Below are 24,370 nucleotides of genomic sequence, written 5' to 3' on the forward strand. Positions count from 1 at the left end.
TCCAGAAGGAGACGCACGCATGCAGCGGAGGCTCGATGGCAGGGTAGCGCTGGTGACGGGGGGCGGGGTGCGCCTGGGGCGTGCGCTCGCCGAGGGACTGGGGCGGGAGGGGGCCTCGGTGGCGGTGCACTACCATGCCTCGCGCGAGGGGGCGGATGCGGCGGTGGCGGCCATTCGTGCCTCGGGGGCCCGGGCGGAGGTGTTTCAGGCGGACCTCTCCCGCGCGGACAGCGTCCGGCCGCTGGTGGAGGACGTGGAGCGGGCGCTCGGCCCCGTGTCCATCCTGGTCAACAGCGCGGCCCGCTTCGACCGGGTGCCCTTCCTGGAGACGCCGGACGAGATTCTCGACGCCAACTGGGCCCTCAACGCGCGGGCTCCCTACCTGCTCAGCCGGGAGGTGGCGCGGGGGATGGTGGCCCGGGGGGGAGGGGACATCATCAACATTGTCGACGTAGGGGGCGCCTTCGCTCCATGGAGGAACTACTCCGCGTACGGGATGACCAAGGCAGCGCTCGCCGCCCTGACGAAGAGCCTGGCGCTCGAGCTGGCGCCCGCCATCCGGGTCAATGGGGTGGCTCCTGGGACGGTTCTCCCCCCGGAGGACCTCGGATCGGACTACCTGGAGGTGCTGCGCGAGCGGATTCCCCAGAAGCGCTTCGGTTCGCCCATGGACATCGTGGAGACGGTGCTCTTCTTCCTCACTGGCCCCACCTTCATTACGGGACAGATTCTGCCGGTGGATGGAGGCCGCACCCTGGAGACGGGTCCGGCAGCCTGAGAGTCTGTTCACCCACATGGCATTTCTGGCGCCCGGCGTTATAAGGCGCCTGTAAGGAGACCGACCTACATGGACACCACCACGACCCCCGCTCCCAACACCACCGCCGTTCCCCAGGGCACGCCGTCGAGCCCGGTGCGGCTCACCGAGGCCGCCGTGGCCCAGGTGAAGAAGGTCATCCAGGATCAGGGCTTCCAGGACTACTTCTTCTCCATCCGCGTGGTGCCGGCCGGCTGCAGCGGGCTGGGCTACGACCTGAACCTGGTGCGCGAGCTCAAGGCGGGAGATCTCACCTGGGATCAGGACGGGGTGAAGATCGCGACGGATGCGCTGAGCAACAAGTACCTGTCGGGCACGGAGATCGACTTCGTGTCGAGCGTGACGGGCGCTGGGTTCAAGTTCAACAACCCGAACGCGAAGTCGTCCTGCGGCTGCGGGACGTCGTTCTCGACCTGAGACGTGGCGTAGACCCTCACCCCAGCCCTCTCCCAGAGGGAGAGGGGGTCTACATGGAGTCCGGGGTATGGAGAGCGCCGTCCACAAGCAGGGTTATTGGCTGGAGCTTCAGGAAGGGGCGAAGTAGCCCCGGCGAGTCTCACGGGGGCGGAGAGCCGGGTTTCTCGGCGGCCCCCTGTTGCGAGGGAGGCTGGGGTGGCAGCTCCACGGTGAAGGTGGCGCCCTGACCTGGCGTGCTCTCGGCGGACACCGTCCCGTTCATCGCGGCGATGATCTGCTGCGTGACGTACAGCCCCAGGCCGAGCCCGCCGTAGTGCCGCTCCGACACGGCGCGCTCGAAGCGGTTGAAGATGCGCCCCAGGGCCTCGGGCTGGATGCCGATGCCTTCATCCCGGACCACGAGCCGGGCCAGGCCGTCCCGCTGCTCGACGTGGATGTGGATGGGCTTGCCCGCCCCATACTTGATGGCGTTGGACAGCAGGTTCGTCAGGACCTGCTCCAGCCGGAGCTGATCCCAGAGGCCGACCACGGGCCCCTCCGCGTGGAGCACGAGCGCGCACCCGGCGCGTTGTGCCTCGGGGCTGAAGCGCGACACCACCTCGCGCGCCACCTCCGAGAGGTTCACGTCCTCGAGCATCAGCTTCATGCGCCCGGTGCTGATCCGCGACACATCCAGCAGCTCGTTCACCAGGTCCGACAGGCGCTTCACCTGCCGGCGCATCACCTCCACCTCCTTGCCGAGGCGCCTGGACATGGGGGCGTCCGGCTCGGCCTGGAGGCTGCGCTCGAGCCCCTGGAGTCGGATGCTCAGCGGGGTCAGCGGCGTCTTCAGCTCGTGGCTGGCGATGGAGAGGAACTCGTCCCGGAGGCGCACCGCCTCTTGCAACTCCACCATGAGGCGCTCGCGCTCGGCCTGCTTGCGCTGGTCCTCCGTGGTGTTCCTCAGCTCGAGGATGGTGCCCGTGACGTCTCCATTCTCGAGGATGGGGCTGGCGGTGAAGGCGACCGGGTAGAAGCCGCCGTCCTTGTGGACGAACACGTCTTCTCCCTGCGCCTGGGCACGGGTGGGCAGCGCCCGGTAGAGGGGGCACTCCGCCATGGGGTAGGGCGTTCCATCGGGCCGGGTGTGGTGGATGATTTCATGCAGCGGCTTGCCCTGCAGCTCGGCCAGGGTGAAGCCGGTGAGCTTCTCCGCCGCGGGGTTCATGAAGACGCAGTGCTGACGGGCGTCCATCATGAAGAGTCCCAGGGTGGCGTTGTGGGTGACGGTGGCGAGGTGCCGCTCGGCCTTCTCGAGGTTCCGTCGTGCCAGCACCTGCTCGGTCACCTCGAAGCCGAAGACCATCACCCCGTCCGGCTTCGCGTCCGGTCCGGGCATGGGCTGGTAGACGAAGTTGAAGTAGCCCGTACGTGGATTGTGGGGGTCCCCGACGTGGGCGAAGGCTTCCTTGCCGGAATAGGGCTCGCCCGTCTGGTACACCCGGTCCAGCTGCTCGAAGAAGCCCTGGCCCTCCAGCTCGGGCTGTGCCTGCCGGATGGGCCTGCCCAGCAACTCCCGGCCACCGAGGAGCTGCGCGTAGATGGGGTTGCTGAACTCGAAGACGTGCTCGGGCCCCCGGTGGATGGCGATGATGGCCGGGACCTTCATGAAGAGGGTGTAGAGCCGTTCGCGCTGGGTCTCGGCCTCGACGCGGGCGGCCCGCTCGCGCACGTTGAGCCAGGTGATGAGGGTGGCGATGGCGATGAAGAGGACGACCGACAGGACATCCTGGGGACCCAGGGCGAACGAGTGCCGCGGGGTCAGGAAGAAGTAGTCGGCCATCAGGGCGGAGAGGCCGGTGCTCAAGAGGCCGGGCCCCCAGCCCCCGTTCCACGCCGAGAGCATCACCGCGCCGAAGAAGAGGAGGAACGGCGTGGCCCGGACGTAGGGATACAGCACGAGCTGAACCAGCAGGGCCACGGTTGTCACCAGGACGGCGAAACCATGGACCGCCAGGAGGGAGCTGCCCCACCGCCTGCCGTGCTTCACCGACTGTGACACGCGCCCCGCCATCACGTCACAGTGCGTACCAGACCGGCAAGGCAATCGCACCGGAGTCGTAGGCTTTGGAGTGGTAGTGAACAGCTCCCGGGTACCTCGGTGCTTTGGGGCGTACACCCTGGGGCCAGCAGGCATGTCAGCCCCAGCGGGTATACCGGAGGGACCGTCGGTTGACAGGCGCACCTCGGGTCGCGGTGTTCGGCGGACCACCGGCGCTCGTGGATTGTTTGCCCCTCCGCGGCTGCGGAGCGTAACGGTCGTCGACGGGCTCGCGGGCCCCGTGCTTTGGGAGAGGCACGGGGCTCGCGGGCGCTGTTTTCGCCCTATCTCGTCTCAGCCCGCTGCGCCGGGCCGGATGACCTTCTGCCAGGCGAGGCTCGTCTGCTTGCGCGCGAGCCGCTCCTTGCGGCGCTGCTCGGCCTCGCGGAAGGCCTCGCGCTCCGCGTCCGTCTCCAGCTTGAGCGGGGGCACCGGAATCCGCTGGCCGTTGGCCGAGACGGCCACGAAGGTGAGCAGGGCGCTCGTGGCCATGTGCTTCTCGCCGGTGAGCGGGTTCTCCGCCGTCACCGTCACGCCCACCTCCATCGAGGTGCGGAACGTGGCGATGACGCGCGAGTGCAGCGTCACCGTCCAGCCCACCTTGATGGGGGCGTGGAAGTGGAGGTCGTCCATGGAGGCGGTGACCACCACCTGGCGGCAGTGACGCTGGGCGGCCACGGCGCAGCAGATGTCGATCCACTCCATCACCTTGCCACCGAACGCGGTGTTCACCGCGTTGGCGTCCGAGGGGAGGATCATCTGCGTCATCACCACTTCGGACTCGCGGGCGCTCTTGGCGGGGAGCTCGGACTGCTCGGACACGGCGGAAACCTCAGGCGAGGAAGGTGGAGACCCGGTCGAGGAACTCCTCGCGTCCCCGGCCAGTGCGGATGTCCTGGTTCGTCACGTCCATCACCAGGCAGTCCACGCCGTACTTGTTCTGCAGCACCATGGGGAAGGTGGCGTAGTAGCCGTTGAGCCCGCGCAGGAAGCCCTTTTCGATGCCCTTCTCCTCCTCGCGGCCGCGCTGGCGGATGCGTCCCAGCAGCACGTCCACCGTGGGCACGTCGAAGTAGATGACCTTGTCCGGGTGCACGATGGTGCGCGTGAGCCGCTGGAAGTACTCGAAGTACAGGTCCAGCTCCGCGTTCGTCATGTGCCCCAGGCCGTGCAGGTACTTGGCGAAGATCTCCGGGTCCTCATAGAGCGTGCGGTCCTGCACGCAGCTCTTCTTCACCGAGTGGATGAGCTCGTGGTGCTCGACGCGCCGGATGAGGAACTCGAGCTGGAGGGTGAAGGACCATCGCCCCATGTTGGCGTAGTAGTCTTTGAGGAAGCGGTTATCGATGACGGGCTCGTCGAAGAGCTCGAAGCCGAAGGTCTGGCTGAGGATCTTCGCGGCCGTCGTCTTGCCCGCGCCGATGTTGCCGGCCAGGGCGACGAAGCGCTTGGCGCGAGGCGCGCGGTGACGGCGCACCGTGTTGCGCGCCGGGGCCTCGGGCTCGGGCGGGGGAGTGGGCGCCGGGGCCTCGGGCTCGGCGAGGGGCAGGGCGGTGTTGGGTGCTGTCGCGGCCTTCGGAGCGCGCTTGCGCGTGGGGGAGCGGGGCATACGGGCCATGGGCTTAGCTCGGCTTTTGCTACTCGTCCAAGACCTGGCGCAGCAGGTCCGGCCTGTCCGTCATGATACCTCCTACGCCCTCGGCCACGAGCCGGCGCATCTCCTCGGGGTCGTCCACCGTCCACACATTGATCCACCGGCCTTGGGCGTCCACCGTGCGCAGCAGGGCCTCGTCCACCAAGCGTACGTCCCCGAAGTACAGGGGCATGTCCAGCACGGTGTAGCGCGGGTCCTCCGGTGGTTGCTCGCCCGCCCGCACCGAGAGGACGAAGGCGGCCAGGGCATCGCGCGGATAGAAGTGGCAGGCGTCCGGCATGGCTCGCGCCAGGCGTTCACCCACCGTGTCCAGCTCGCTGCCGATGCAGGCGTGCTCCAGCGCGCCCTCCTCGCTCAGCACCTGGAAGAAGGCGTCCTCGATGCCCGGCACGTCCGGCTTCACTTCGATGTTGAAGCGCACGCCCGGGAAGGCCCGCAGCAGCTCGCGCAGGGTGGACAGGCGCACACCCTGGCCGCGGAAGGGGAAGGTCTTGCCGCCGTCCGGGGTGAAGCGGTAGCCGGCATCCAGGCGTTGCAGCTCGGCCAGGGTGTGGTCCGCGAGGGCGCCCTCTCCGTTGGTGCACCGCTCGAGGGTGCTGTCGTGGAACACCACCAGCTCGCCGTCGCGGGTGAGGTGGATGTCCGTCTCCAGCACCTGCGTGTGGTAGCGCTCCACCGCCATGCGGAAGGCGGGCAGGGTGTTCTCGGGCGCGAGCAGCGAGCCTCCCCGGTGAGAGATATGCAGGGTGGGGGTGAGGTCGCGGAAGTAGGGATGCCTGGGGTGCGGCATGGGCGTATTCTCCGGGCGGGCCCCTTCCTTGCCGGGGTTCGCGGCCCGCCGGTATAAGGCCCGACAGACGAAGTCGGAGGCGCGGATTTTCTAGGAGTCCCGCGCCGGAAAATCCACAGGAGACGCCACCGTGATTCTTCTGCGCAAGACACCCAGCGCGGTGGCCCTGGTTGTGGCCGCGGCTCTGTTGGCCCCCGGTTGCAGTGAGCGGGACGGCCTGGACAGGCGAGATGCGGGCGGTTCGGCGGGCTGCACCGGGGTGTGCAGCGAGGATGGCGGCCTATCGTCGGATGCGGGCACCTCGGTGGATGGAGGCTCCCAGGCCGACGCGGGTACGTGGCCCACTCCCGTGGTGATGACCCTCTCCGAGGCCCGCGAGCTCCCCGTCGACAGCGGGATGCGGGTCCTGCTCGAGCGCGTCGTCATCCACACGCTGGAGCGCGTGGAGCGCCGCACCCAGGACGGCCAGGAGCAGGTCCGAGCCTGGTTCTGGGTGGTGGATCCCGCGCGTCCCACCCAGGGCCTCTGGGTCCATAAGGACTGGACCGACTTGCCCGTGGGCTTCGTGCCCCAGGTGGGGCATCGCCTGGATCTCACGGGGCAGATGCAGCCCGAGTCCGCTTTCGAACAGTTCAACGGCTACCGGACGCGCCTCGCCCAGGTGGAGCTCCGGCTCCTCGGAACCCTCGCGGTGCCCGCCGACAACTTCGTGCTCCCGGGCTTCGGCGACGCCGATGGAGGCCAGGCCCGTCCCAACCCGGAGCTGCTCGGCACGCGGGTGTATGTGCCCGGGCCGCTCTTCATCACCGACCCCTCGCCCCTGGCGTTCCGCCGCGTGCCGGCCGATGCGTCGGGGCCCGCCTCTTCCGGCTTCGAGCTCTCCGGCGGCATCCTGGTAAGTACCCGGTATCTCTCGGAACCGGGCTCCTCGGACGGCGGGGTGGCGGGCTGCGACGGACTGGCCCTCATGGTCGGCGATGGGGGCCTGGGCGTCTTCCCCTTGGGGATCCGGGGTGTGTGGGATACCTACACCTTCGTGCCCTGCCAGGATGGGGGGACCGGCGAGGGGTGCCCCGCGAATCCAAACGGCGGCAGGGTGCCTGGGACGGAGTCGCCGGATGGCGGGCTCGGCAATCGCTACACCCATGTTCTCCATCCCCGGAATTGCGACCGGGACTTCGGGAGTGGGTGGGACGCTGGGAGTATGGGTTCGGGCAAGTAGCCGAACGGGCGTCAGGTCTGGTATCCCACATCCGGTTTCCGCCCCACCACCCAAGTGGGGATTTGCGGGTAAGCTCGGAAACCAGCTCACGTCTCACGTCGACCGACTCCCCGGGGGCCCCCATTTCCGAAAACGCGCCTCAGAACGCCACCCCCTTCGGCAAGTACCTCCTCATCAAGCGGCTCGCGATGGGGGGAATGGCGGAGCTCTTCCTTTCGCAAAAGCCCCCCAGTCCGGAATTGTTGGTGATCAAACGCATCCTCCCGTACCTCTCGGAGGAGCCGGAGTTCGTCCAGATGTTCTTGGACGAGGCGCGCATTGCCGCGCAGCTCCATCACCCCAACATCGTCCAGGTCTTCGAGCTGGGGAAGATCAACGAGAGCATCTTCATCGCCATGGAGTACCTGGAGGGCGTGGACCTCCGGCGCATCCTGGCGGAGGAGTCGAAGTTCACCTCGTCGGTGCCCTACGCGGTGGCCTCGCGCATCTGCGCCCAGGTGGCCGCGGGCCTCGAGTACGCCCACAACTCCAAGGGCGTGGACGGCCGTCCGTTGGGGCTCATCCACCGGGATGTGAGCCCGCAGAACGTGATGGTGACGTACAACGGCTCGGTGAAGCTGGTGGACTTCGGCATCGCCAAGGCCGAGGCCATCGCCGAGCGCAGCAAGCCGGGCGTCATCAAGGGCAAGTTCCTCTATCTGTCGCCCGAGCAGGTGATGCAGGAGCGGTTGGATCACCGCTCGGACATCTTCGCGCTGGGGGTGATGCTCTATGAGATCACCACCGGGCGCTCGCCCTTCGCGCGGCAGACGACGGAGGGCATCCTCTACGCCATCCGCTTCGAGGAGCCGTCTCCGCCCCACCTCATCCGTGACGACTACCCGCAGGGGCTGTCGCGCATCGTGATGAAGTGCCTAGTGAAGGACCGCAACCTTCGCTACCAGCGGGCGGCGCAGGTGCAGGCGGACCTGGAGGGGCTGCTGTCCTCGGGCATGATGCGGCAGAGCGATGACGTAGCGGCCTACGTCGCGCGGCTGCTGGGTGAGGAGGAGGAGCGCACCATGCTCCACGTCCCCATTCCCAAGCCCGCTGGGCGCAAGGAGTCCTCTACGCAGCATCCCGCGGGCCTCACCGCGCGTCCCCAGCGCCGGCCCAGCGCGCAGAACCTGCCCTCGGCGGTGGACCCTGACGAAGCCGATCCGGCTACGGAGATGGCTCGCCCCGAGGACATGATCGCCGCCGCGGCCCTGGGCGATGAGGACGACGAGCCCACCGCCCTGGGCACCATCCCTGGGCGCGCTGCCCCCGCGGCGCCGACCCCACGCGCCGCCACCGGCGAGTCCACCTTGCAGGACCGGCCGGCGCGCACTCCTGCCTCCGCGGCTCGGCGCCCCACGCCCGTGCGCAAGCCTGTCGTCTCGGGCTCCGTGGCCGCGTTGGATCGCCGCCGGGCTCCGCCAGTGGCTGACGAGGACGAGGGCGCGCGGTCCGTGTCCGTCACGTCCTCCACGGTAAACGAGCGGGCGGCTGGGCGCGGTGCACCCGCGTATGAGGATGAGGACTCCCAGGTCGACGCCACCGGCGAGCTCTCGCAGACGCATGATCTGCCGCGCCACTCTGCACGTCGCGTCGTGGAGGAGGAGCAGGAGGACGACGAGTCCACGGCGGGTTACGACCACAGCTTCGTCACCGAGTCCCAGTCCTCCAACACCGCGCCCACCGGCAAGTCGCGTGGCCTGCGCCTGGTGGTGGTTGCCCTCGTGACGTTGCTGGTCGTGAGCGCCGCGGGAATCGCGTGGCTGTTCCTGATGGGGCCCAAGCCCGAGCCCGCGCCTGCTCCGCGCGTGCCCGTCACCTCCACTCGGGATGAGCCTCCTAGCGGTGGCGATGGCGACCCCTCGGAGACCCGCCCCGCCACCGGAACGGGAACCGGGACTGGCACCACTTCGGCCACCGCTGGCTCGGCTGCCCCCGAGTCGGGCACGGGAACCACCGGCACTGCCTCCGCCACCTCCGAGTCGGGAACGGGGACTCCCGCAGGCGACCCAGGTACGACTGGGGCCTCCACAGGGGTAGGTTCAACTACACCCACCGCTGAACAGGGTGGCGAGGCGTCGGCGGGCTCCTCGCTGGCGGCGGGAGAAACCGCTACCGAGAAACCGGTGGAGACTCCGCCCCCAGCGCCCCCCGCCGAGGTTCGCGTGCAGTTCAAGGCACCCGCACGGACAGTGATGAAGGTGGCGGACCGCACTGTGCGGCCCAACGGCTTCCTTCCGCTAACTCCCGGTACTGTCGAAGTCAGCTTCCAGTGCGGTGGCCGGGGACGTTGGCGCGCCAAGGAATTCGAGGTTCCCCTGGATTTGGATGAGCAGGTCGTCTTCACCCTGAGCAAGCGGGATTGTGCCCCCCAGAAGACCCGTCGGTAAGGGTTCCCGGGGGGGACATATGCGGTGGGCTCCCCCTCCAGCGGACAAGTGGGCGAGGGTACGCGGGAGTGGATATAAGCCGTTGGAATTCCAGGGGATTTGCTCCCCTCATCTCGTTTACACGTGTCAGACGGGTCTTTAGAATCCGGCCCGTCTATGGCGCGCGCGAAGAAGAAGAACCTGGCGAAGAAGCGGAGCTCGCCGGCGGGGCGGATCGCCCGTGAGCAGCCCATCGCACCCGAGCCCAATCGGCTGCTGAAGGTATGGCGCCGAGTGCTCGAGCGACGGCTGCGCACACGGCTGCGGGCCCCGGTGGCAGTGGAGGTCCACGACAACACACACACCATGCTCACGTTCCAACGTCACCGGGCGTTGTGGCGGCTGCGGCTGCACCACATGTTCCTGGCGGCGCCGGACGAGGTCATCCACGCGCTGGCGGACTACGTGCGCAACGGGGATGCGGAGGCCAGCGCGCAGCTCGACAAGTTCATCGAGCGCAACAAGATCTACATCCGCCGCGTGTCGCCAGCGCAGATGCGCAAGCGCCTGCGCATGGAGCCGGTGGGGCAGCACCATGACCTGGGCCGCATCTTCGAGCGGCTCAACGAGCGCTACTTCCGGGGCCGCATCGACGCGGCCATCACCTTCGGGCCGGCGCCGCGCGTCACCCGGCCGCGCAAGAGCATCAAGATGGGCTCCTACTCGGCGGACTCGCGCGTCATCCGCATCCACCCGGCGTTGGATCAGCCGGTGGTGCCGCGCTACTTCGTGGAGTGGATCGTCTTCCACGAGATGCTGCACAACGTGTACCGGACGCGCCGGGGCGAGGACGGGCGGCGCTGCATCCACCCGCCCGAGTTCCTCGAGCACGAGAAGCGCTTCCACGACTACTCGCGCGCCCAGGCCTGGGAGATGGAGAACCTGGACCTGTTGCTGCGGGCGCGGGTGTCGGCCTGAGCAGGGCCTCCCCTGGCCTCAGGGGAGGATGATGCCGCCGGGGCTGCGCCGCTCCGCCTCGGCTGTCTGGGCCCGCCGCTGCTCGGCGGCGCGGGTGTCCTCTCGGGCCTCGGACCTCCCTCGGGAGGAAGGGGCCTGGCGCTCCGCCAGGGTGACGAGCAGGGCCTTCTCGTAGAGGCGCTCGGCGTAGCGGGAGGGCGGCTCGGTGACGCCATGCGCGAGCCGGCGGGCCTCGGCGCGAGCCACCCGGGCCGGTTGCTCCTTGCCCAGGCGCTCGAAGTGGTGCGCCATCTCCCACAGGCGGCCGGCGTAGAGCTGGCGCATGGCCGGGGACTCGAAGAAGGCATGGGCCTGGGCATGGGCCGCCTGGATGAGCTCCTCATTGCGCTGGGCCATGGTGAGCGCGAGCGGGCTGGCCTCCAGCTCGTCCACCTTGTGGGCCAGCCGCTCCAGCTCGTCCATCGGGGGCAGCCAGCCGCGCATCTCCAGCTCCTCGTGGAGCTTGTGGGCGTCGTGGGCGAGCCGCTCGTCCTCCGGCTCCGGCGGGGGAATCTCCAGGGGCACGTCCCGAGCCTGCACGCCCAGGTGCCGCAGCGCCGTGTCGAGGCCCGGGGGGAAGGCGATGTGTGTGCGCAGGTTCAGCCCCGCGGCGGCGGCCAGTCGCTCCAGGGCCTCGGTGTGGGGAATCTCCACGGCGGCATCGGCGCTAGGGCGGGTGGCCTGCTTCACCACGCGCCGGTACTCGCCGCGGCTGAGCTCCACCGCCTGGAGGCGCAGCACGCCCTGCTCGTCCGAGTAGAGGAACTGGATGGCCTCGACGCCGCCGCCGCGCAGGGGGCGGGCGATCTCCAGCACGCGCTCGCCGGTGCCGTCGACGCTGGTGAGCAGGGCGGGCAGCGGCTCAGGGCCCGACACCATGGGGCGCGGGGGCTCGGAGGCAGCGGGACGGGCCGGCTCGGCGATCTCGATGCCTCGGGAGCGCAGCCGGTAGAGGGCCTTCTTGGCGGCCTTGGCGAGCCCCTTGTTCCCAGCGCCTGCGAGCGCCTCGGCGAGGGCGGGTTTACCGGCGAGCACCGAGCCCTCGAGCAGGGCGAGTGCGAGCGGTTCGGGGAGGGCCTCGACGTCGGCAGGCGGGGCGGAGGTGGGCTCGGCCGCGAGCGAGCGGGCGCGCTTCACCGCGTCAGAGGGGAGGCCGGGCAGGGGCGTGCCGGTGCGCAGAGCGTCCAGCAGCGAACGTGGATCAGCCAGGGGGCTCTTGGTGGACATGGGCTGACAGGTAATGCACCTGCCGTGTCGGGGTGAGGCGGGTGGGGGCCCGGAGCGCCGGACGGCGACCACTGGCCCACACTTTGCCCGGCCCGAGCGTTCAGCGGCGGCGCACCAGCCAGCTATTTCCCGACTCGGCGGCCACTGCGAGCTCTCGCTGGAGCCGCTCGCCGAAGATGCGCGAGGGGTGGACGCCGCGCACGAGGAAGTGGTCATACGCGGGGCCCTGGGAGGCGTAGTCGAAGTCCTGGGGCCGCCACTCGGAGGGGAAGGTGGGAGGGGGCGTGCCGCGGTAGCGCAGCGGGGAGTGGGGGGTGAGGGCGAAGCTGAAGTTGGTGCTGCCGCCGCGAGCGCGGGCCAGCTCGGCGGCGCCGTGGAGGAAAACGGGGTGGCGCACCACGCGCGAGCCGGCGTCGAAGATGAGCCCCATCACCCGGGGCTTGGACGCGGTGGCCTCCGCGAGGGCGTCCCACTCAGAGGCCTCGTGGGAGAAGGCGCGGAAGCCGCGGCCCAGCACGAGCGCGAGCAGCAGGGCGCAGGCGGCGCTGGCCCACAGCAGCGGGCGGCGGAGTGCGGGCTGCGTCAGGGGGAGACTCGCCACGGCGAGCACGGCGGCGAGCTGCGCGTAACGGGTGTTCAGGTAGTAGATGTAGCCGCGGATGTCGAAGGGGAGCAGGAAGTAGAAGCCGAGCGCGAGGAGGAGGAGTCCCGGGAGGCGCCATCGCGCCACGGGGCCCTCTGCGCTGGAGTGACGGCGCACCACGCCCAGGACGAAGGCGCCCACGGCCACGGCGCCCACGGCATACAGGGGCCAGCGGTCCGAGCCGTCGCGGAGGAGGTTGGCGAGCACCTCGAGGAGCTCCGCGCGGTTCTGCGCGAAGCTCTTCCAGGCGAGGTTCTGCGGCGACAGCATGGGACCCCAGGCCTTCCAGGGGGCGCCGGTCTCCACCTCGGAGGGCTGGCCCAGGCGCAGCACCACCCACGAGAGGAAGAGGATGACGCCGGGCGTCACGCCCAGGAGCGCGGGCAGCCGAGGTTTCAACCGGGCCTGGAGGCCGCGGGCATTGGCGTCCTCGGGGACGGGGGTGGTGAGGAGCAGCCAGGGCAGGGCGAGCCCAAGGAAGGCGAAGGCCTGTACGTGGAAGAGGAGGACGGCGACGAGGCACGCGGCGAGCCCGGTGGCCCAGACGCGGCGTCGGCCCGTGTCGGTGAGTGCGCGGACGAAGAAGCCGCAGCAGAGGAGGGCGAGGGGTAGCGCGGCGAGGTAGTTGATGAAGCCCCACGCGAAGTTGTCGCCGTAGGCCAGCGGCAGGGCGAGCAGCGAGGGCCACGTGGGGCGTCCGAAGGCGCGCAGCAGGAAGGCGAGCGACAGGGGCAGGCCCACCACGTAGGCGGAGAGGAAGAGGCGGTTGGCCAGGTCCAGCGGGAGCAGCCAGTTGAGGAGGCTGACGGCGTAGTAGTAGCCGAGGTAGGGCGTCAGCTCGTGCCGCGCGGCGAAGAGCTGGGGGTAGAGGGTGGTCGGGTCCTCCAGCCGGTGGAGGACGGAGATGAGGTGGAGGTGCTGCGGCAGGTCCACCATGGGCAGGTGCGAGGACACCCACAAGGGCAGGGCGCCCAACACGAGGGCGGCGGCGTAGACGAGGCGATCGGTTCGCGCGGACACGGGTGGCGCGGACTGTACGTGGCGCCTCCGTGTGTCGCGAGCGCTCCGAGCAGCCCGAGCGCATCGATGGGTCCGAGCGGCCTGCCCGTAGGGCGGCCCACCTGGAGGGGCGTGCAGCGGGGGCCGCTGGCTTGGACAGTGAGAAACCGCTGGGGTATAGCCTGGAAGGATTCGGGTCTGTCACCCGGGAGGACCGTGAAGATGAAGCACATCGGGATGACGCTGGCGGCGGTGGTGGTGGGCAGCGTGCTGCTCACGGCGGGGCAGGCAGGGGCGTGCGAGGGTCACCGCGCCAAGGCCGAGGCTGTGCCCGCTCCTGTGGAGCCCGGCAAGCAGGAGAAGGCCGCGCAGGCGGAGACCGCCCCGAAGCAGGACAAGGCGGACGAGCTGCATTCCGCGAAGTGCCGGTGCTCGAGCGCGGCGGACTGCACGTGCAAGAAGGGCTCGTGCGAGTGCGCCAAGTGCAAGAAGCCCCGTCAGGACGTGGCGGCGCCGCTGAAGGAGGCCGCGCTCCCCGTGCGGTCGGCGGGCGTCCTCATTTAGTCGGCTTCTCGGCCTTCACCACCAGCAGGGGAGGCAGGCGCAGCCGGGCGAAGCCCACCAGTCCCACGGCGGACAGGGCGTCGCGGAGCTCCTCCTCCTCGCGAGGGTGGAGTCCGGCGCGGCGCTGGACGAAGGCGGAAGCCCTACCCGGTGGCAACCAGGTGCTGGCCACGAAGCGGCCGCCCGGGCGCAGCACACGCGCCACCTCCAGCAGCAACCGGCCCACGTCGGCGATGAAGTGCAGCGAGTGGGCCAGCAGCACTCCTCCCAGCGAGTCATCCTGGAAGGGGAGGTAGGGCGCCTCGGCCCGGAGGAAGTCCACGCGGATGCCGGCCTCGCGGGCCTGGGCCACGGACTCCTCGAGCATCGCCCGGGACAGGTCCATCCCCACCACGGCGGGCAGCTCTGGCTCACGCGCCAGACGGCGGGCGAAGAGTCCGGTGCCGGTGCCCAGGTCGAGCACGGGCGCCTCGGGGTGACCGAGCAGGGAGCGGTACAGCAGGTACTCGCTGTCTCGGTCCAGGGGAGGGGCCGCGACGGCACGCTGCAGGGCGGGGCGCACGTAGCGCTCGTAGGAGCGGGCGATGAGCCGCTGCTCCATTCCGCGCTGGGCCAGGGCGGAGGAGGCCGGCTCCAGCGCCAGGTCGGCCACGCCCTCCGTTACCGGAAAGCTCGCATGGCACTCGGCACAGTGGAGGGGCCCGAAGACGAGCTGAGGGGTGTCCTGGTCCGGCGTCAGCCGACCGCGCCGACACCTGGGGCAGCGCAGCAGCTGGAAGATGGCGCGATGCATGAACGTCTCAGGCTAGCGCCCCACGAGGAGCACGGAAACTCCCTCGCCCACCGGGAGAGGGTCGGGGGGCGGGTACCCGTCCCCGTTCCGCTGCCCCGCGAAGCGCGCGGAGCGGGCCCAGGTTAGCTGCCGATTTCCTCGGTGGACACGAGCACGGGCCAGCCGCGGGCCATGGCCTCGCGGAAGAAGCCGGCCAGCTCGTGCCGGGCGCTGTTCACCGCGCCGAGGAACGGGTCGATGAGGGACTCTTCACCCAGGCTGCGCCCCGGGTTGAGCTCCACCGGGTGGCCGCAGCGCTCGCAGCGGATGGAGACGGAGCGCGCCAGCGCCACGGGCACGGCGTAGCGGGCGCTGCACTCGCTGCACTTCCAGACGAGGGCGCGCTCGCCGGCATCTCGCCGGGCCAGCGACTCCAGCTCATCCGCCAGCCGCAGCAGCGCGGGCAGATCCTGCGGGGGCTGGGCGAAGAGGGCGGACGGACCGAACCCCGACCCGGGGCTGCCCAGGTTGGGAGGCTTGTCGCCCTTGAGCAGGGCGCGCAGGCGGTCCTTGGCCTTCACGTCACGGAACTCGGCGCCCGCGAAGGCGCGCTCCACCGCCTCATGCAGCGGGGGCAGCTCAGGCTCGAGCCGCTCGTCCGAGGGCAGCGACTGGGGATGCGCCACCATGCGGTGGCCAGGGATGGCGACGAATCGGAAACCCACGGTGCTCCAGATCGCACCGTGCCGCCTCGGGTGCAAGGCGCGAATACGGTGCGTTGATGGAATTGCCACGCTCGCGACAGACGGCGCGGTGCGTTACTGCCTCACTGTGACCATTCGAGCATCCGCTGCAGCGGTGCCAGGGCCGCGGACTGCAGCTCCGCCGGCAGGGTCAGCTCCGGCGTCCGGTCCTTCATGCACCGGTAGAGCTTCTCCATCGTGTTCAGCCGCATGTAGGGACATTCATTGCAGGAACAGCCATTGTCCGGAGGCGCGGGGATGAAGGTCTTCTCCGGCGCCCCGCGCTTCATCTGGTGGAGGATGCCGGCCTCCGTCACCACGATGAACTCCCGCTTGGGGCTCTTGAGCACGTAGTCCAGCAGCCCCTTGGTCGAGCCGATGTAGTCAGCGTGCCGCAGCACGGGCTCCTCGCACTCGGGGTGCGCGACCACCTCGGCCTCTGGGTGTTGGACCTTGAGCTGCACCAGGCGCTTTTCGCTGAAGATCTCATGGACGATGCAGCTGCCCGGCCACAGCACCATGTCCCGGCCGGTCTGCTTCATCACATAGCGGCCCAGGTGTTGATCCGGGGCGAAGAGGATGCGCCGGTCCTTGGGCACCTGGTTGACGATCTTCACCGCGTTGGAGGACGTACAGATGACGTCGCTCATGGCCTTCACGGCGGCGGAGCTGTTGACGTAGCTCACCACGAAGTGGTCCGGGTGCTTCTCCTTGAAGGCCCGGAAGGCCGCCGGGGGGCAGCGGTCGGACAGCGAGCAGCCGGCCTTCAGGTCCGGCAGCAGCACCAGCTTGCCCGGATTGAGGATCTTCGCCGTCTCCGCCATGAAGTGGACGCCGCAGAAGACGATGACGTCCGCCTTCGTCTTCGCCGCCGCTTGGGCGAGCGCCAGGCTGTCCCCGACGAAATCCGCAACATCCTGGATCTCGCTCTCCTGGTAGTAGTGCGCGAGGATGACGGCGTTGAGTTTCCGCTTCAGTTCCTGGATTTCCCGCTCGTAGTCGACTTCGGCGCCCATCGCGTCTCCTTCCGGTTCATTTAACCGGCCGTCCGGATGTGGGCCAAGGATGATTGCCGGGGGGTGGCTCCTGTGACGTCCAACCAGGGGGGCGCCCTCCTGGTCCACAGGCCAGCAGCACCTGGGAAGATCTGCCCCCGGACACTTGACGCCAACCATCCCAGGACCCGCTAAGATATTCCCGGGACCGCATTGGCTGCGGATGAAGCCCGATCACCTGGTGCCCTGGATGCTGGACGTCGGAAGAGGCTTTCTCGTGGCACGAGCGGTAGGGGGAGGGGCGGCACGGGCACGTGGGCCGCACCCGGAAGAGCGATCGACATGCGCCGGGTACGGTTGAGCGGCCTGCCTGCTGAGGAGGGGTCCATGAGTGTCCCGATTCGAGACGTCCTGGTAGTACATCCCAACGCAGGCAGGCGGGCTGCGCTGGCCTCGGCCCTTCCCTCGTACCGCGTGGTGGCGGTGGAGTCGAAGACGGAAGCGGCTTTCAAGATGGCGGACGCTGCCCCGGCCCTCATCATTGCCCCTCCGGATGATGCCCGGCTCTTCCTGCGTCAGGTGGCCCATGCGGCTCCGGATGCCCTGCGCGTCTTCATCTGCTCCAAGTCCGACTCCGTGGGCCTGGCGGAGCTGTTACAGAGCGCCGCGGAGGGCCACGTCTTCAGCGTCTTGGACGAGGCGCTCTCGGGGCCGGAGCTGGGGCGCACTCTCTCTCACCTGTTGCAGCACCGGGGCTCGGCCAGCATCGCGGTGTCTCCCGCGGCGTATGCGGTGCACTTCACGCTGAATGAGCACGCCCATGAGGCCCAGTGCTCGGAGATTGGCAACTTCGGGGCCACGCTGCTGCTGCCGGGCCACCTCCCCCTCGACGCTTTCTCGCCGGGCGCCGTGCTCGAGACGCTGCGCATCGAGCGCGAAGGGCAGGTCCTGTTCAAGACGCCGTGGGCGCAGGTGCAGCGCTCGCTGGTGGTGCACGACGAGCAGGGGGCGCACCTGTGCCTGGGCATCTCCTGGGCAACGGCCATGTACCCGCCGCCCCCGGTGCCCGGCGTGACGATGGAGGAGCCGTCCGAGGTGGTGGCCACCCTGCGCAAGGCACTGCGGCGCGGGGCCACCCTCTGGCTCCAGGCGGTGAATGACTCCTCCGTGCAGATCCGCCTGGAGGACCCCGTCGTGGAGACGGTGGAGGAGAAGACCGTCCTGCGCTGCCTGGCCACCGGCACCCTGGAGGGCTCGGCGGGCGACGAGGTGGACCTGTTCTTCGAGATGGGCGGGCAGAGCTACTCGGGCGTCTGCGGCCTGCTCGTCAACGGCCCGGACGGGAAGATCGTCGTCCAGATGCCGCGCACGCTCGTCATGCGCAACTGGCGCAGCCTGCCGCGCTTCAAGCCAGAGCCGGACGGCCGTTTCCTCGTCTCCTTTCTGGCCCCCATCACCGGTCACCACATCACCCGGGCCGCGCTCGACCTGAGCGTCGGGGGGCTCTCCTTCCCCTTCGATGCCTCGAGCGAGATCATCCCCGCGGGCTCGCGGCTGGACGCCACGCTGCTGCTGCCGGATGGGACCTCCGCCCACTGCCAGCTCGAGGTGCGCTCCATCCACGGGCTGCCCTCGGATGGTCGGCCCGATGGGGGCTTGAGGCCCTACCGCGCCGGGGCCCGCTTCTCGGGGCTCTCCCAGCACGCCCGGGGCGTCATCCTGCGGGCCTTCATGACCTCGCGTTGCCGGGCCATCTCCGAGGGGGACGAGGTGTCCTTCGAGAGCATCTGGCACCTGATGGAGGAGGCTCGCTACCGCTTTCATCCGGACTACCCCTTCGGGGACGACTCGGCGGTGGCCCTCCTCCAGGACACCCACCGCAAGGTGTACTCCACGGGCGACCTGGGGCGCTGCCTCGTCTACAACAGCGACAAGGGCCTGCAGGGGCAGATCGCCGGCCTGCGCATCCACTCGCGCACCTGGCTGGTGCAACACCTCGCGGTGCGGCCCGGCGTACGCCGCGGCGAGCAGGTGTCGTACGAATTGAGCAACCTCGCCGTCGAGCTGGGCGAGGTGCAGCAGGACATCGAGTTCATCCGCTATTCCTGGCGCAAGGACAACCGCTGGCCCAGCCGCCGCATCGGCTGGCTCGCGCGGGCCCTGGAGACGCCAGGGCTGAGCTTCCTGCGTCACTTCTCCTACCTGCGCCTGCCGCTCTCGGCCGAGTCGCCCCCTCCGCCCGTCCGGGACTTGCCGCGCGTGCGCGACGGAGTGCGTACCGATTACGTCTGGATTGAGCTGTACCTGCGCGACCGCGGGGAGCTCGTCCGGGTGCTGAGTGAGGATCTGCTCACGGACGAGGTGGACCTGAGCGCGTTGAGCGAGCGCTTTCGGGCGCACGGGCTTCACCGCCGCCGCCGCGTCTTCGTGGTGGATGGGGAGTACACGCCCCTGGCCGTGGCCCTGTGTGAGGAGGGCACCCCGGGCCTCAACCTCCTGGAGAAGACGAACGCCTTCTGGCTCCTGGTGCCCAACCGCTCCCATCCCCAGGCGCGCGCGGCCACGCAGGCGCTCGTCCAGCGCTGTGTGGAGCATGCCCGCGAGCGCGGTCGGCCCTCGGCCATCGCCCTGGTGGAGGATGAGGATGTCGCGGTGCTGGAGGAGGCCGGCTTTCAAGACCTGGGCCGCTTCTCCGAGTGGATCTTCCACCGCTCCATGCTCCGCCGGGTGTGTGAGCTGTGGCGCTCCGTCTTCGAGCGGTTGGGGGGCTCCCCGGCTCCCGATTGGTCCACTGAGGAGGGTCTGGAGTGAGATACGCCATGGAGTCCCACGACGAGGCGCGCCGGCTCCTCGTCCAGGAGCGCTCGGGCAATGCGCGCGAGGCGCTGCTGCTTGCCGGGCTCCAACGGGGAGATCGGGTGCTCGACGCCGGGTGTGGTCCGGGTGGCATCACGGAGCAGATCGCCGAGCTGGTAGGGCCCTCCGGCCAGGTCACCGGCATGGACGTCAGTGAGGAGCGGTTGGCGCGGGCGCGGCAGGTCAACCAGCACCACCCCCACGTGCGTTTCCTCCCGGGAGATCTGCGCCGCACGGGGCTGCCGGACGCCGCGTTCGACTACACCTGGTGTCAGTTCGTCCTCCAGTACCTGCCGGAGCGCTGGGAGGCGCTTGCTGAGCTTGCTCGCGTGACTCGGCCGGGCGGCAAGGTGGTCATCTCCGAGTTCGACGGCTTCGGGTTGGGCAACTGGCCCTGTCCCGAGCCCGTGCGCGACTGGTGTCTGCGCTTCACCGACGCGCTGCTGCGCACCGTGGGCCTGGACGTCCATGTGGGCCGCAAGGTGTTCAACGCCATGCACCAGTTGGGGTTGAAACAAGTGCGCGTGCACCTGTTGCCGCAGTACGTCATCGCGGGCACCGCGGACGCGGCTGTCCATCTGGACTGGGAAACACGGTTTTCCGCGCTGGAACCGGCCGTGGCTCCCTTGCTCGGCGGTCTGGAAGACTACCGGGCCATGTGTCAGAAGTACCTGGAGTTACTGGCGGATCCCACGGCATTGAAGTACTCGATCCTCCTGGTAACCGAGGGAACGCGTCCTTGAGCGAACTGGCGGTGCAGAGCGAGGAGAAGCCCTATCCGGACAACGCTCCGGAGGTGAGCGTTCGGACGACGTCCACGCTGCTGCTCTACTTCGAGCGGCGTTACGGGGCCTCCCGGCTCGCGGACATCTTCCGCCGCCACTCCTTCAGTCTCTCGTTGGACTACCTGCGCACGGCCACCAACTTCATCTCGCTGCCCTTCCTCGAGAAGCTGGCCGACGTGCTGGTGGCCGAGTCGGGCGACAGCCAGTTCATGCGCAAGGCCGGGCTGTCCATGGCCGGCCCGGAGGCACTCGGATTCGCGTACTACATGATCCGCGCCTTCGGCTCGCTGGAGATCTGCTTCCGCAAGACGGTGGAGCTCAGCTCCAGCTACAACCGCGTGGGCAGCTTCGACATCGAGAAGCTCGAGCGCGAGCGCCTGGTGCTGGCCTACCGCAGCACCGTGCCCGAGCGGAGCCGGCACATCTGCGAGCTGCGCATGGGCCAGTTCGCGTCGTTCCCCACCATCTGGGGACTGCCGCCCGCCGACGTGAGCGAGAGCCAGTGCCAGGTGCAGGGCGCCGATTGCTGCCGCTACCACCTGACGTGGATGGACCCGCTGCCGGTGTGGGGCCGCTACATCGGTCTGGTGACGGGGGCGCTGAGCGGGGTGGGGGCCAGCATGCTGGGCATGGGCCATCCCGCCTTTACCGTGACGTCCATGTCGTTGGCCGGTGTGTCGTTGGGGAGCTGGATCGACCTGCGCCGCGAGATGCGCCGCAAGGACGAGGCGCTCAACGAGCAGGCCGAGGGCATGATGGGCTCGCTCGAGGAGCTCCAGCAGCGCTACGACGAGATGTTCCGCATCAACGTCGCACTGGAGGACCGGGTGGCCGCGCGCACGCGCGAGCTGACCGAGGCCAACGTGCGGCTGGAGGTGGCGCTCGCCAAGCAGAAGGAGCTGGACCGGCTCAAGAGCGAGTTCTTCGACAACGTGAGCCACGAGCTGCGCACCCCGCTCACGCTCATCCTCCTCACGCTGGACTCGCTCATCCAGCGCGGCCCGGAGGAGTTCGCGCCTCCCGTGCGCCAGCACCTGGAGACGATGAACCGCAGCGCCTCGCGCCTGCTGCGGCTCATCAACAACCTGCTGGATCTGACGAAGCTGGAGGCGGGCAAGACGAAGCTGCGCCACGAGCCGTTGGAGATCCAGGGCTTCCTCTCCTCGCTGCTGGTGCCCTTCGAGGTGCTGGCGGACAAGAAGGGCGTGGATCTCGAGCTGGAGGGCTCTGTGACGACGCCGGTCCAGGTGGACGTGGCGCGCATCGAGAGCGTCTTCCAGAACCTCATCTCCAACGCCCTCAAGTTCACCACCCAGGGCAAGGTGACGGTGCGTCTGCATGAGGACGACACCTGGGTGCATGTGGAGGTGATCGACACCGGCGTGGGCATCGCCTCGCAGGATCTGTCGGTCATCTTCGACCGCTTCGCTCAGGCGGACTCGAGCGGCACGCGGCGCTTTGGCGGCACGGGCATTGGCCTGGCGCTGGTGAAGGAGACGCTGGAGCTGCACGCGGGCGGCATCGAGGTGTCGAGCGAGCTGAGCAAGGGCTCCAACTTCCACGTGCGGCTGCGCAAGGGCGCCCCCTATGTCCGTGACGAGCTCCCCCAGGAGCGCCCCGCAGAGCAGGTGGTACGGACCGCGCGCCGCCTGACGGAAGTGGCGGAGCTGCAGGACGGCCCCCTGGCCATCACCGCGGTGGAGGCCCTGCCCAGCCCGCCGGCGGATGCCGAGGCGGGCCCGGATGCGCCTCGCGTGCTGGTGGTGGAGGACGAGCCGGAGATCCGCGCCTTCCTGCGCAACGTGCTCAAGCCCTACTACCGGCTGCTGGAGGCCACCAACGGTGAGGAGGGCCTGAAGACGGCGCAGAAGGAGCGGCCGGATCTCATCGTCTCGGACGTGATGATGCCGGTGATGTCGGGCATCCAGATGCTGGCGGCCCTGCGCAGCTCGCCAGAGACGGTGGATGTCCCCATCATCATGCTCACCGCTCGCCAGGAGGTGGAGGCGAAGGTGGAGGGCCTGTCCATGGGGGCCAACGACTACCTGGGCAAGCCCTTCTCGCCGCGAGAGATGCTGGCGCGCATCGAGGCGCAGCTCCGCCTGCGGGACGCGGCCGTGCGCGCGGCGGAGAACGAGCGGCTGGCGGCCACGGGCCTGCTCACCTCGGGTTTTGCCCACGAGGTGCGCAACCCCCTCAACGGCCTGATGAACGCGCTGCTGCCCCTGCGCGAGAGCCTCACCAGCGGCACGCCGGACACCGCCATGGCCGTGGCCATGTTGGATCTCATCGAGGAGTGCGGGCAGCGCATCCGCGGCCTGGCCGAGGGCCTGCTGTCCTTCGTGCGCATTGGCAGCAAGGCGGTGGCGGTGGACCTGGGTGCCTCGCTGGATGCCAGCGTGCAGGCGCTCGCGTGGCGGCTGCCGAGCGGCCTCAAGGTGGAGCGCGAATACCAGCTCTCCGAGCCGGTGTGGGGCGATCCGGGCTCGCTCAACCAGGTGTGGGTGAACCTGTTGGACAACGCGGTGCGCGCCATCGGGCCGGACGGAATCGTCAAGGTATCCACGTCGCGCGATGGCGAGGACGCGGTGGTGTCCATCATCGACAACGGCGTGGGCATCAAGCCCGATCACATGGATCGGCTCTTCCAGCCCTTCTTCTCCACGCGCGACGCGGGCGAGGGGACGGGCCTGGGCCTGGCGCTCTGCCAGCGCATCGTCCTGAGGCAGGGCGGGCGCATCCGCATCTTCAGCGAGTACGGCAAGGGCACGCGCGTGGAGGTGCGGCTGCCGCTGGATGCGAATCCGGATCGCATCCTCCCGCCGCTCTCCGACGGACGCCCCGTCCAGCCGCACTGGCGCACGTAGCCTCGCCTGCCGGGCGTCACCGTCCTTACGGGTAGGGCCGGGCTTCTGATACAACCAGGAGCCTTTTCCCCTTTTCTCCCCACTCGCGAGGAAACCTTCGCATGGCACAGAGTACGGCCGCCGCGGCCCCGACCCGGGGTCATCCCAAGGGTCTCTACCTGCTGTTCACCACCGAGATGTGGGAGCGCATGAGCTATTACGGCATGCGCGCCCTGCTGGTGCTCTACATGGTGGGGGCCACCGACAAGGGAGGGTTTGGCTGGAGCCAGGCCAAGGCGCTGCAGATCTTCGGCATCTACACGGGCCTGGTGTACGCCACGCCGGTGATCGGCGGGTTCCTCGCGGACCGGTACCTGGGGCAGCGGCTCTCCGTCACGCTCGGCGGCATCCTGATGATGCTGGGCCAGTTCGTCCTGGCGATGCCTGGGAACGCGGAGCCGCTCTTCTACGCGGGCCTGGGGCTGCTGGTGGTGGGCAACGGCTTCTTCAAGCCGAACATCTCCACCATGGTGGGTGGGCTGTACGCGCCCGGTGATGCACGCCGGGATGGCGCCTTCACCATCTTCTACATCGGCATCAACGTGGGCGCGTTCCTGGCCTCGGCGGTGTGCGGCACGCTCGGCGAGAAGTTCGGCTGGATGTATGGCTTCGGCTCCGCGGGCGTGGGCATGGGGTTGGGCGTGCTCGTCTTCCTGGCCTTCAGCAAGCGCCTGCTGGGCGACGTGGGCCTGGCGCCGAAGCCGGTGGAGCGGAAGGCGAACGCGTCCGCGGCTCCGGCCGTGGCCCTCACCCGCGAGGAGAGGGATCGCGTCATCGTCATCCTCGTGCTGGCGCTTTTCGTCGTCTTCTTCTGGGCGGCCTTCGAGCAGGCCGGCGGCCTGATGAACCTCTACACGGACGCCAAGGTGGACCGAGGCGTGTTCGGTTGGGAGGTGCCCACCACCTGGTTCCAGGCCGTCAACCCGATCTTCATCATGCTGCTGGGCCCCATCTTCGCGGAGCTGTGGACGGGGCTGGGGCGGCGGAGCAAGGACCCATCCATCCCGGCGAAGATGGCCATGGGCCTGCTGCTGGTGTCGTTCGGTTTCATCTTCATGCTGGGTGCTTCCAAGCAGAGCGAGACGGCGGGGAAGGCGGCGCTGATGTGGGTGGTGGCGGCCTACTTCTTCCACACCGCGGGCGAGCTGTGCCTGTCGCCGGTGGGTCTCTCCATGGTGACGAAGCTGGCGCCGACGCGGTACGCCTCGCTGCTGATGGGCGTGTGGTTCATCGCCAACGCGGTGGCCAACTACCTGGCGGGCCTGATTGGCGGCTATGCGGAGAAGCTGGGCGAGTTCAACCTCTTCATGGCCATCACCGTTGCGACCGCGGCGGCGGGCGCGGTGCTGCTGGGCCTGGCGCCGATGCTCAAGCGGATGATGCACGGGGCGGACGAGACGAAGCCGGCGTCGGACGCGCAGACGGCCGTGCAGTCCGAGCCGAAGACCCAGGTGGCCTGAGCGCCTCCCTCTCCCACT

At 69.2% G+C, this 24,370-nt stretch carries 19 protein-coding genes; 10 read left to right on the top strand and 9 right to left on the bottom strand.

Going from position 1 to position 24,370, the window contains the following annotated elements; all coding sequences use genetic code 11:
* Positions 1–19 precede the first annotated feature (19 nt).
* Positions 20–778, top strand: a complete 759-nt coding sequence (locus OV287_RS18625; RefSeq protein ID WP_267535382.1) for an SDR family NAD(P)-dependent oxidoreductase — start codon at positions 20–22, stop codon at positions 776–778.
* Between the two features lie 69 nt (positions 779–847).
* Positions 848–1,234 (top strand): HesB/IscA family protein, encoded by a 387-nt coding sequence (locus OV287_RS18630; protein ID WP_267535383.1) that lies wholly within the window; start codon positions 848–850, stop codon positions 1,232–1,234.
* Positions 1,235–1,373: 139 nt separating this feature from the next.
* On the opposite strand, the gene OV287_RS18635 is transcribed toward OV287_RS18630, so the two are convergent.
* The 4 genes from OV287_RS18635 to OV287_RS18650 form a co-directional block, all read right to left on the bottom strand.
* Complete coding sequence (locus tag OV287_RS18635; protein WP_308809624.1) at positions 1,374–3,410, bottom strand: sensor histidine kinase; 2,037 nt, start codon at positions 3,408–3,410, stop codon at positions 1,374–1,376.
* 198 nt (positions 3,411–3,608) lie between these two features.
* Positions 3,609–4,082, bottom strand: coding sequence for an acyl-CoA thioesterase (locus tag OV287_RS18640; protein ID WP_267542368.1), 474 nt, complete (start codon positions 4,080–4,082; stop codon positions 3,609–3,611).
* Between the two features lie 64 nt (positions 4,083–4,146).
* Entirely contained in the window at positions 4,147–4,923 is a 777-nt protein-coding gene (locus OV287_RS18645) for a deoxynucleoside kinase (RefSeq protein WP_267542369.1), read from the bottom strand.
* 28 nt (positions 4,924–4,951) lie between these two features.
* Complete coding sequence (locus tag OV287_RS18650) at positions 4,952–5,758, bottom strand: glycerophosphodiester phosphodiesterase family protein (protein WP_267535384.1); 807 nt, start codon at positions 5,756–5,758, stop codon at positions 4,952–4,954.
* 130 nt (positions 5,759–5,888) lie between these two features.
* On the opposite strand from OV287_RS18650, the gene OV287_RS18655 reads away from it, so the two are divergent.
* The 3 genes from OV287_RS18655 to OV287_RS18665 all read left to right on the top strand — a co-directional run bounded on the left by OV287_RS18655 (position 5,889) and on the right by OV287_RS18665 (position 10,363).
* On the top strand, positions 5,889–6,980 hold the full coding sequence (locus OV287_RS18655) for a hypothetical protein (RefSeq protein WP_267535385.1): 1,092 nt from the start codon (positions 5,889–5,891) through the stop codon (positions 6,978–6,980).
* Positions 6,981–7,168: 188 nt separating this feature from the next.
* The gene (locus tag OV287_RS18660) at positions 7,169–9,406 is read left to right on the top strand and encodes a serine/threonine-protein kinase (RefSeq protein WP_267542370.1); all 2,238 of its coding nucleotides are present in this window, start codon (positions 7,169–7,171) and stop codon (positions 9,404–9,406) included.
* Between the two features lie 156 nt (positions 9,407–9,562).
* Positions 9,563–10,363: a hypothetical protein gene (locus tag OV287_RS18665; RefSeq protein WP_267535386.1), complete on the top strand. Its 801-nt coding sequence runs from the start codon at positions 9,563–9,565 to the stop codon at positions 10,361–10,363.
* Positions 10,364–10,381: 18 nt separating this feature from the next.
* On the opposite strand, the gene OV287_RS18670 is transcribed toward OV287_RS18665, so the two are convergent.
* Both OV287_RS18670 and OV287_RS18675 read right to left on the bottom strand, forming a co-directional pair.
* Positions 10,382–11,629, bottom strand: coding sequence for a hypothetical protein (locus OV287_RS18670; RefSeq protein WP_267535387.1), 1,248 nt, complete (start codon positions 11,627–11,629; stop codon positions 10,382–10,384).
* Positions 11,630–11,729: 100 nt separating this feature from the next.
* Positions 11,730–13,292, bottom strand: coding sequence for a hypothetical protein (locus tag OV287_RS18675; RefSeq protein WP_267535388.1), 1,563 nt, complete (start codon positions 13,290–13,292; stop codon positions 11,730–11,732).
* 201 nt (positions 13,293–13,493) lie between these two features.
* Between OV287_RS18675 and OV287_RS18680 the strand changes: the two genes are divergently transcribed.
* Complete coding sequence (locus tag OV287_RS18680; protein WP_267535389.1) at positions 13,494–13,835, top strand: metallothionein; 342 nt, start codon at positions 13,494–13,496, stop codon at positions 13,833–13,835.
* Here the strand turns inward: OV287_RS18680 and OV287_RS18685 are convergent.
* The 3 genes from OV287_RS18685 to nadA form a co-directional block, all read right to left on the bottom strand.
* Positions 13,828–14,628: a class I SAM-dependent methyltransferase gene (locus OV287_RS18685; RefSeq protein WP_267535390.1), complete on the bottom strand. Its 801-nt coding sequence runs from the start codon at positions 14,626–14,628 to the stop codon at positions 13,828–13,830. The two genes, OV287_RS18680 and OV287_RS18685, sit on opposite strands and share 8 nt — an antisense overlap.
* Before the next feature lie 122 nt (positions 14,629–14,750).
* Positions 14,751–15,332: a zinc ribbon domain-containing protein gene (locus OV287_RS18690; protein ID WP_267535391.1), complete on the bottom strand. Its 582-nt coding sequence runs from the start codon at positions 15,330–15,332 to the stop codon at positions 14,751–14,753.
* A 101-nt stretch (positions 15,333–15,433) separates the two neighbouring features.
* Entirely contained in the window at positions 15,434–16,366 is a 933-nt protein-coding gene (gene nadA, locus OV287_RS18695) for a quinolinate synthase NadA (protein ID WP_267535392.1), read from the bottom strand.
* Between the two features lie 366 nt (positions 16,367–16,732).
* On the opposite strand from nadA, the gene OV287_RS18700 reads away from it, so the two are divergent.
* The 4 genes from OV287_RS18700 (at position 16,733) to OV287_RS18715 (ending at position 24,352) form a co-directional block, all read left to right on the top strand.
* Positions 16,733–19,156, top strand: coding sequence for a PilZ domain-containing protein (locus OV287_RS18700; protein WP_267535393.1), 2,424 nt, complete (start codon positions 16,733–16,735; stop codon positions 19,154–19,156).
* Positions 19,153–19,944, top strand: a complete 792-nt coding sequence (locus OV287_RS18705; RefSeq protein ID WP_267535394.1) for a class I SAM-dependent methyltransferase — start codon at positions 19,153–19,155, stop codon at positions 19,942–19,944. The genes OV287_RS18700 and OV287_RS18705 overlap by 4 nt, the downstream gene beginning before the upstream one ends.
* A 5-nt stretch (positions 19,945–19,949) precedes the next feature.
* Positions 19,950–22,853 (top strand): ATP-binding response regulator, encoded by a 2,904-nt coding sequence (locus OV287_RS18710; RefSeq protein ID WP_373371915.1) that lies wholly within the window; start codon positions 19,950–19,952, stop codon positions 22,851–22,853.
* Between the two features lie 101 nt (positions 22,854–22,954).
* Complete coding sequence (locus OV287_RS18715) at positions 22,955–24,352, top strand: peptide MFS transporter (RefSeq protein ID WP_267535396.1); 1,398 nt, start codon at positions 22,955–22,957, stop codon at positions 24,350–24,352.
* The last annotated feature ends 18 nt before the right edge of the window (positions 24,353–24,370 follow it).

Source organism: Archangium lansingense (genome assembly GCF_026626635.1).
GTDB lineage: Bacteria > Myxococcota > Myxococcia > Myxococcales > Myxococcaceae > Archangium > Archangium lansingense.

Coding starts and splice junctions, on each gene's coding strand:
- OV287_RS18625 (WP_267535382.1), top strand. CDS start 20: ATGCAGCGGAGGCTCGATGGCAGGGTAGCGCTGGTGACGGGGGGCGGG.
- OV287_RS18630 (WP_267535383.1), top strand. CDS start 848: ATGGACACCACCACGACCCCCGCTCCCAACACCACCGCCGTTCCCCAG.
- OV287_RS18635 (WP_308809624.1), bottom strand. CDS start 3,410: ATGCCTGCTGGCCCCAGGGTGTACGCCCCAAAGCACCGAGGTACCCGG.
- OV287_RS18640 (WP_267542368.1), bottom strand. CDS start 4,082: ATGACGCAGATGATCCTCCCCTCGGACGCCAACGCGGTGAACACCGCG.
- OV287_RS18645 (WP_267542369.1), bottom strand. CDS start 4,923: ATGCCCCGCTCCCCCACGCGCAAGCGCGCTCCGAAGGCCGCGACAGCA.
- OV287_RS18650 (WP_267535384.1), bottom strand. CDS start 5,758: ATGCCGCACCCCAGGCATCCCTACTTCCGCGACCTCACCCCCACCCTG.
- OV287_RS18660 (WP_267542370.1), top strand. CDS start 7,169: ATGGGGGGAATGGCGGAGCTCTTCCTTTCGCAAAAGCCCCCCAGTCCG.
- OV287_RS18665 (WP_267535386.1), top strand. CDS start 9,563: ATGGCGCGCGCGAAGAAGAAGAACCTGGCGAAGAAGCGGAGCTCGCCG.
- OV287_RS18670 (WP_267535387.1), bottom strand. CDS start 11,629: ATGTCCACCAAGAGCCCCCTGGCTGATCCACGTTCGCTGCTGGACGCT.
- OV287_RS18680 (WP_267535389.1), top strand. CDS start 13,494: ATGAAGCACATCGGGATGACGCTGGCGGCGGTGGTGGTGGGCAGCGTG.
- OV287_RS18685 (WP_267535390.1), bottom strand. CDS start 14,628: ATGCATCGCGCCATCTTCCAGCTGCTGCGCTGCCCCAGGTGTCGGCGC.
- nadA (WP_267535392.1), bottom strand. CDS start 16,366: ATGGGCGCCGAAGTCGACTACGAGCGGGAAATCCAGGAACTGAAGCGG.
- OV287_RS18700 (WP_267535393.1), top strand. CDS start 16,733: ATGAGTGTCCCGATTCGAGACGTCCTGGTAGTACATCCCAACGCAGGC.
- OV287_RS18715 (WP_267535396.1), top strand. CDS start 22,955: ATGGCACAGAGTACGGCCGCCGCGGCCCCGACCCGGGGTCATCCCAAG.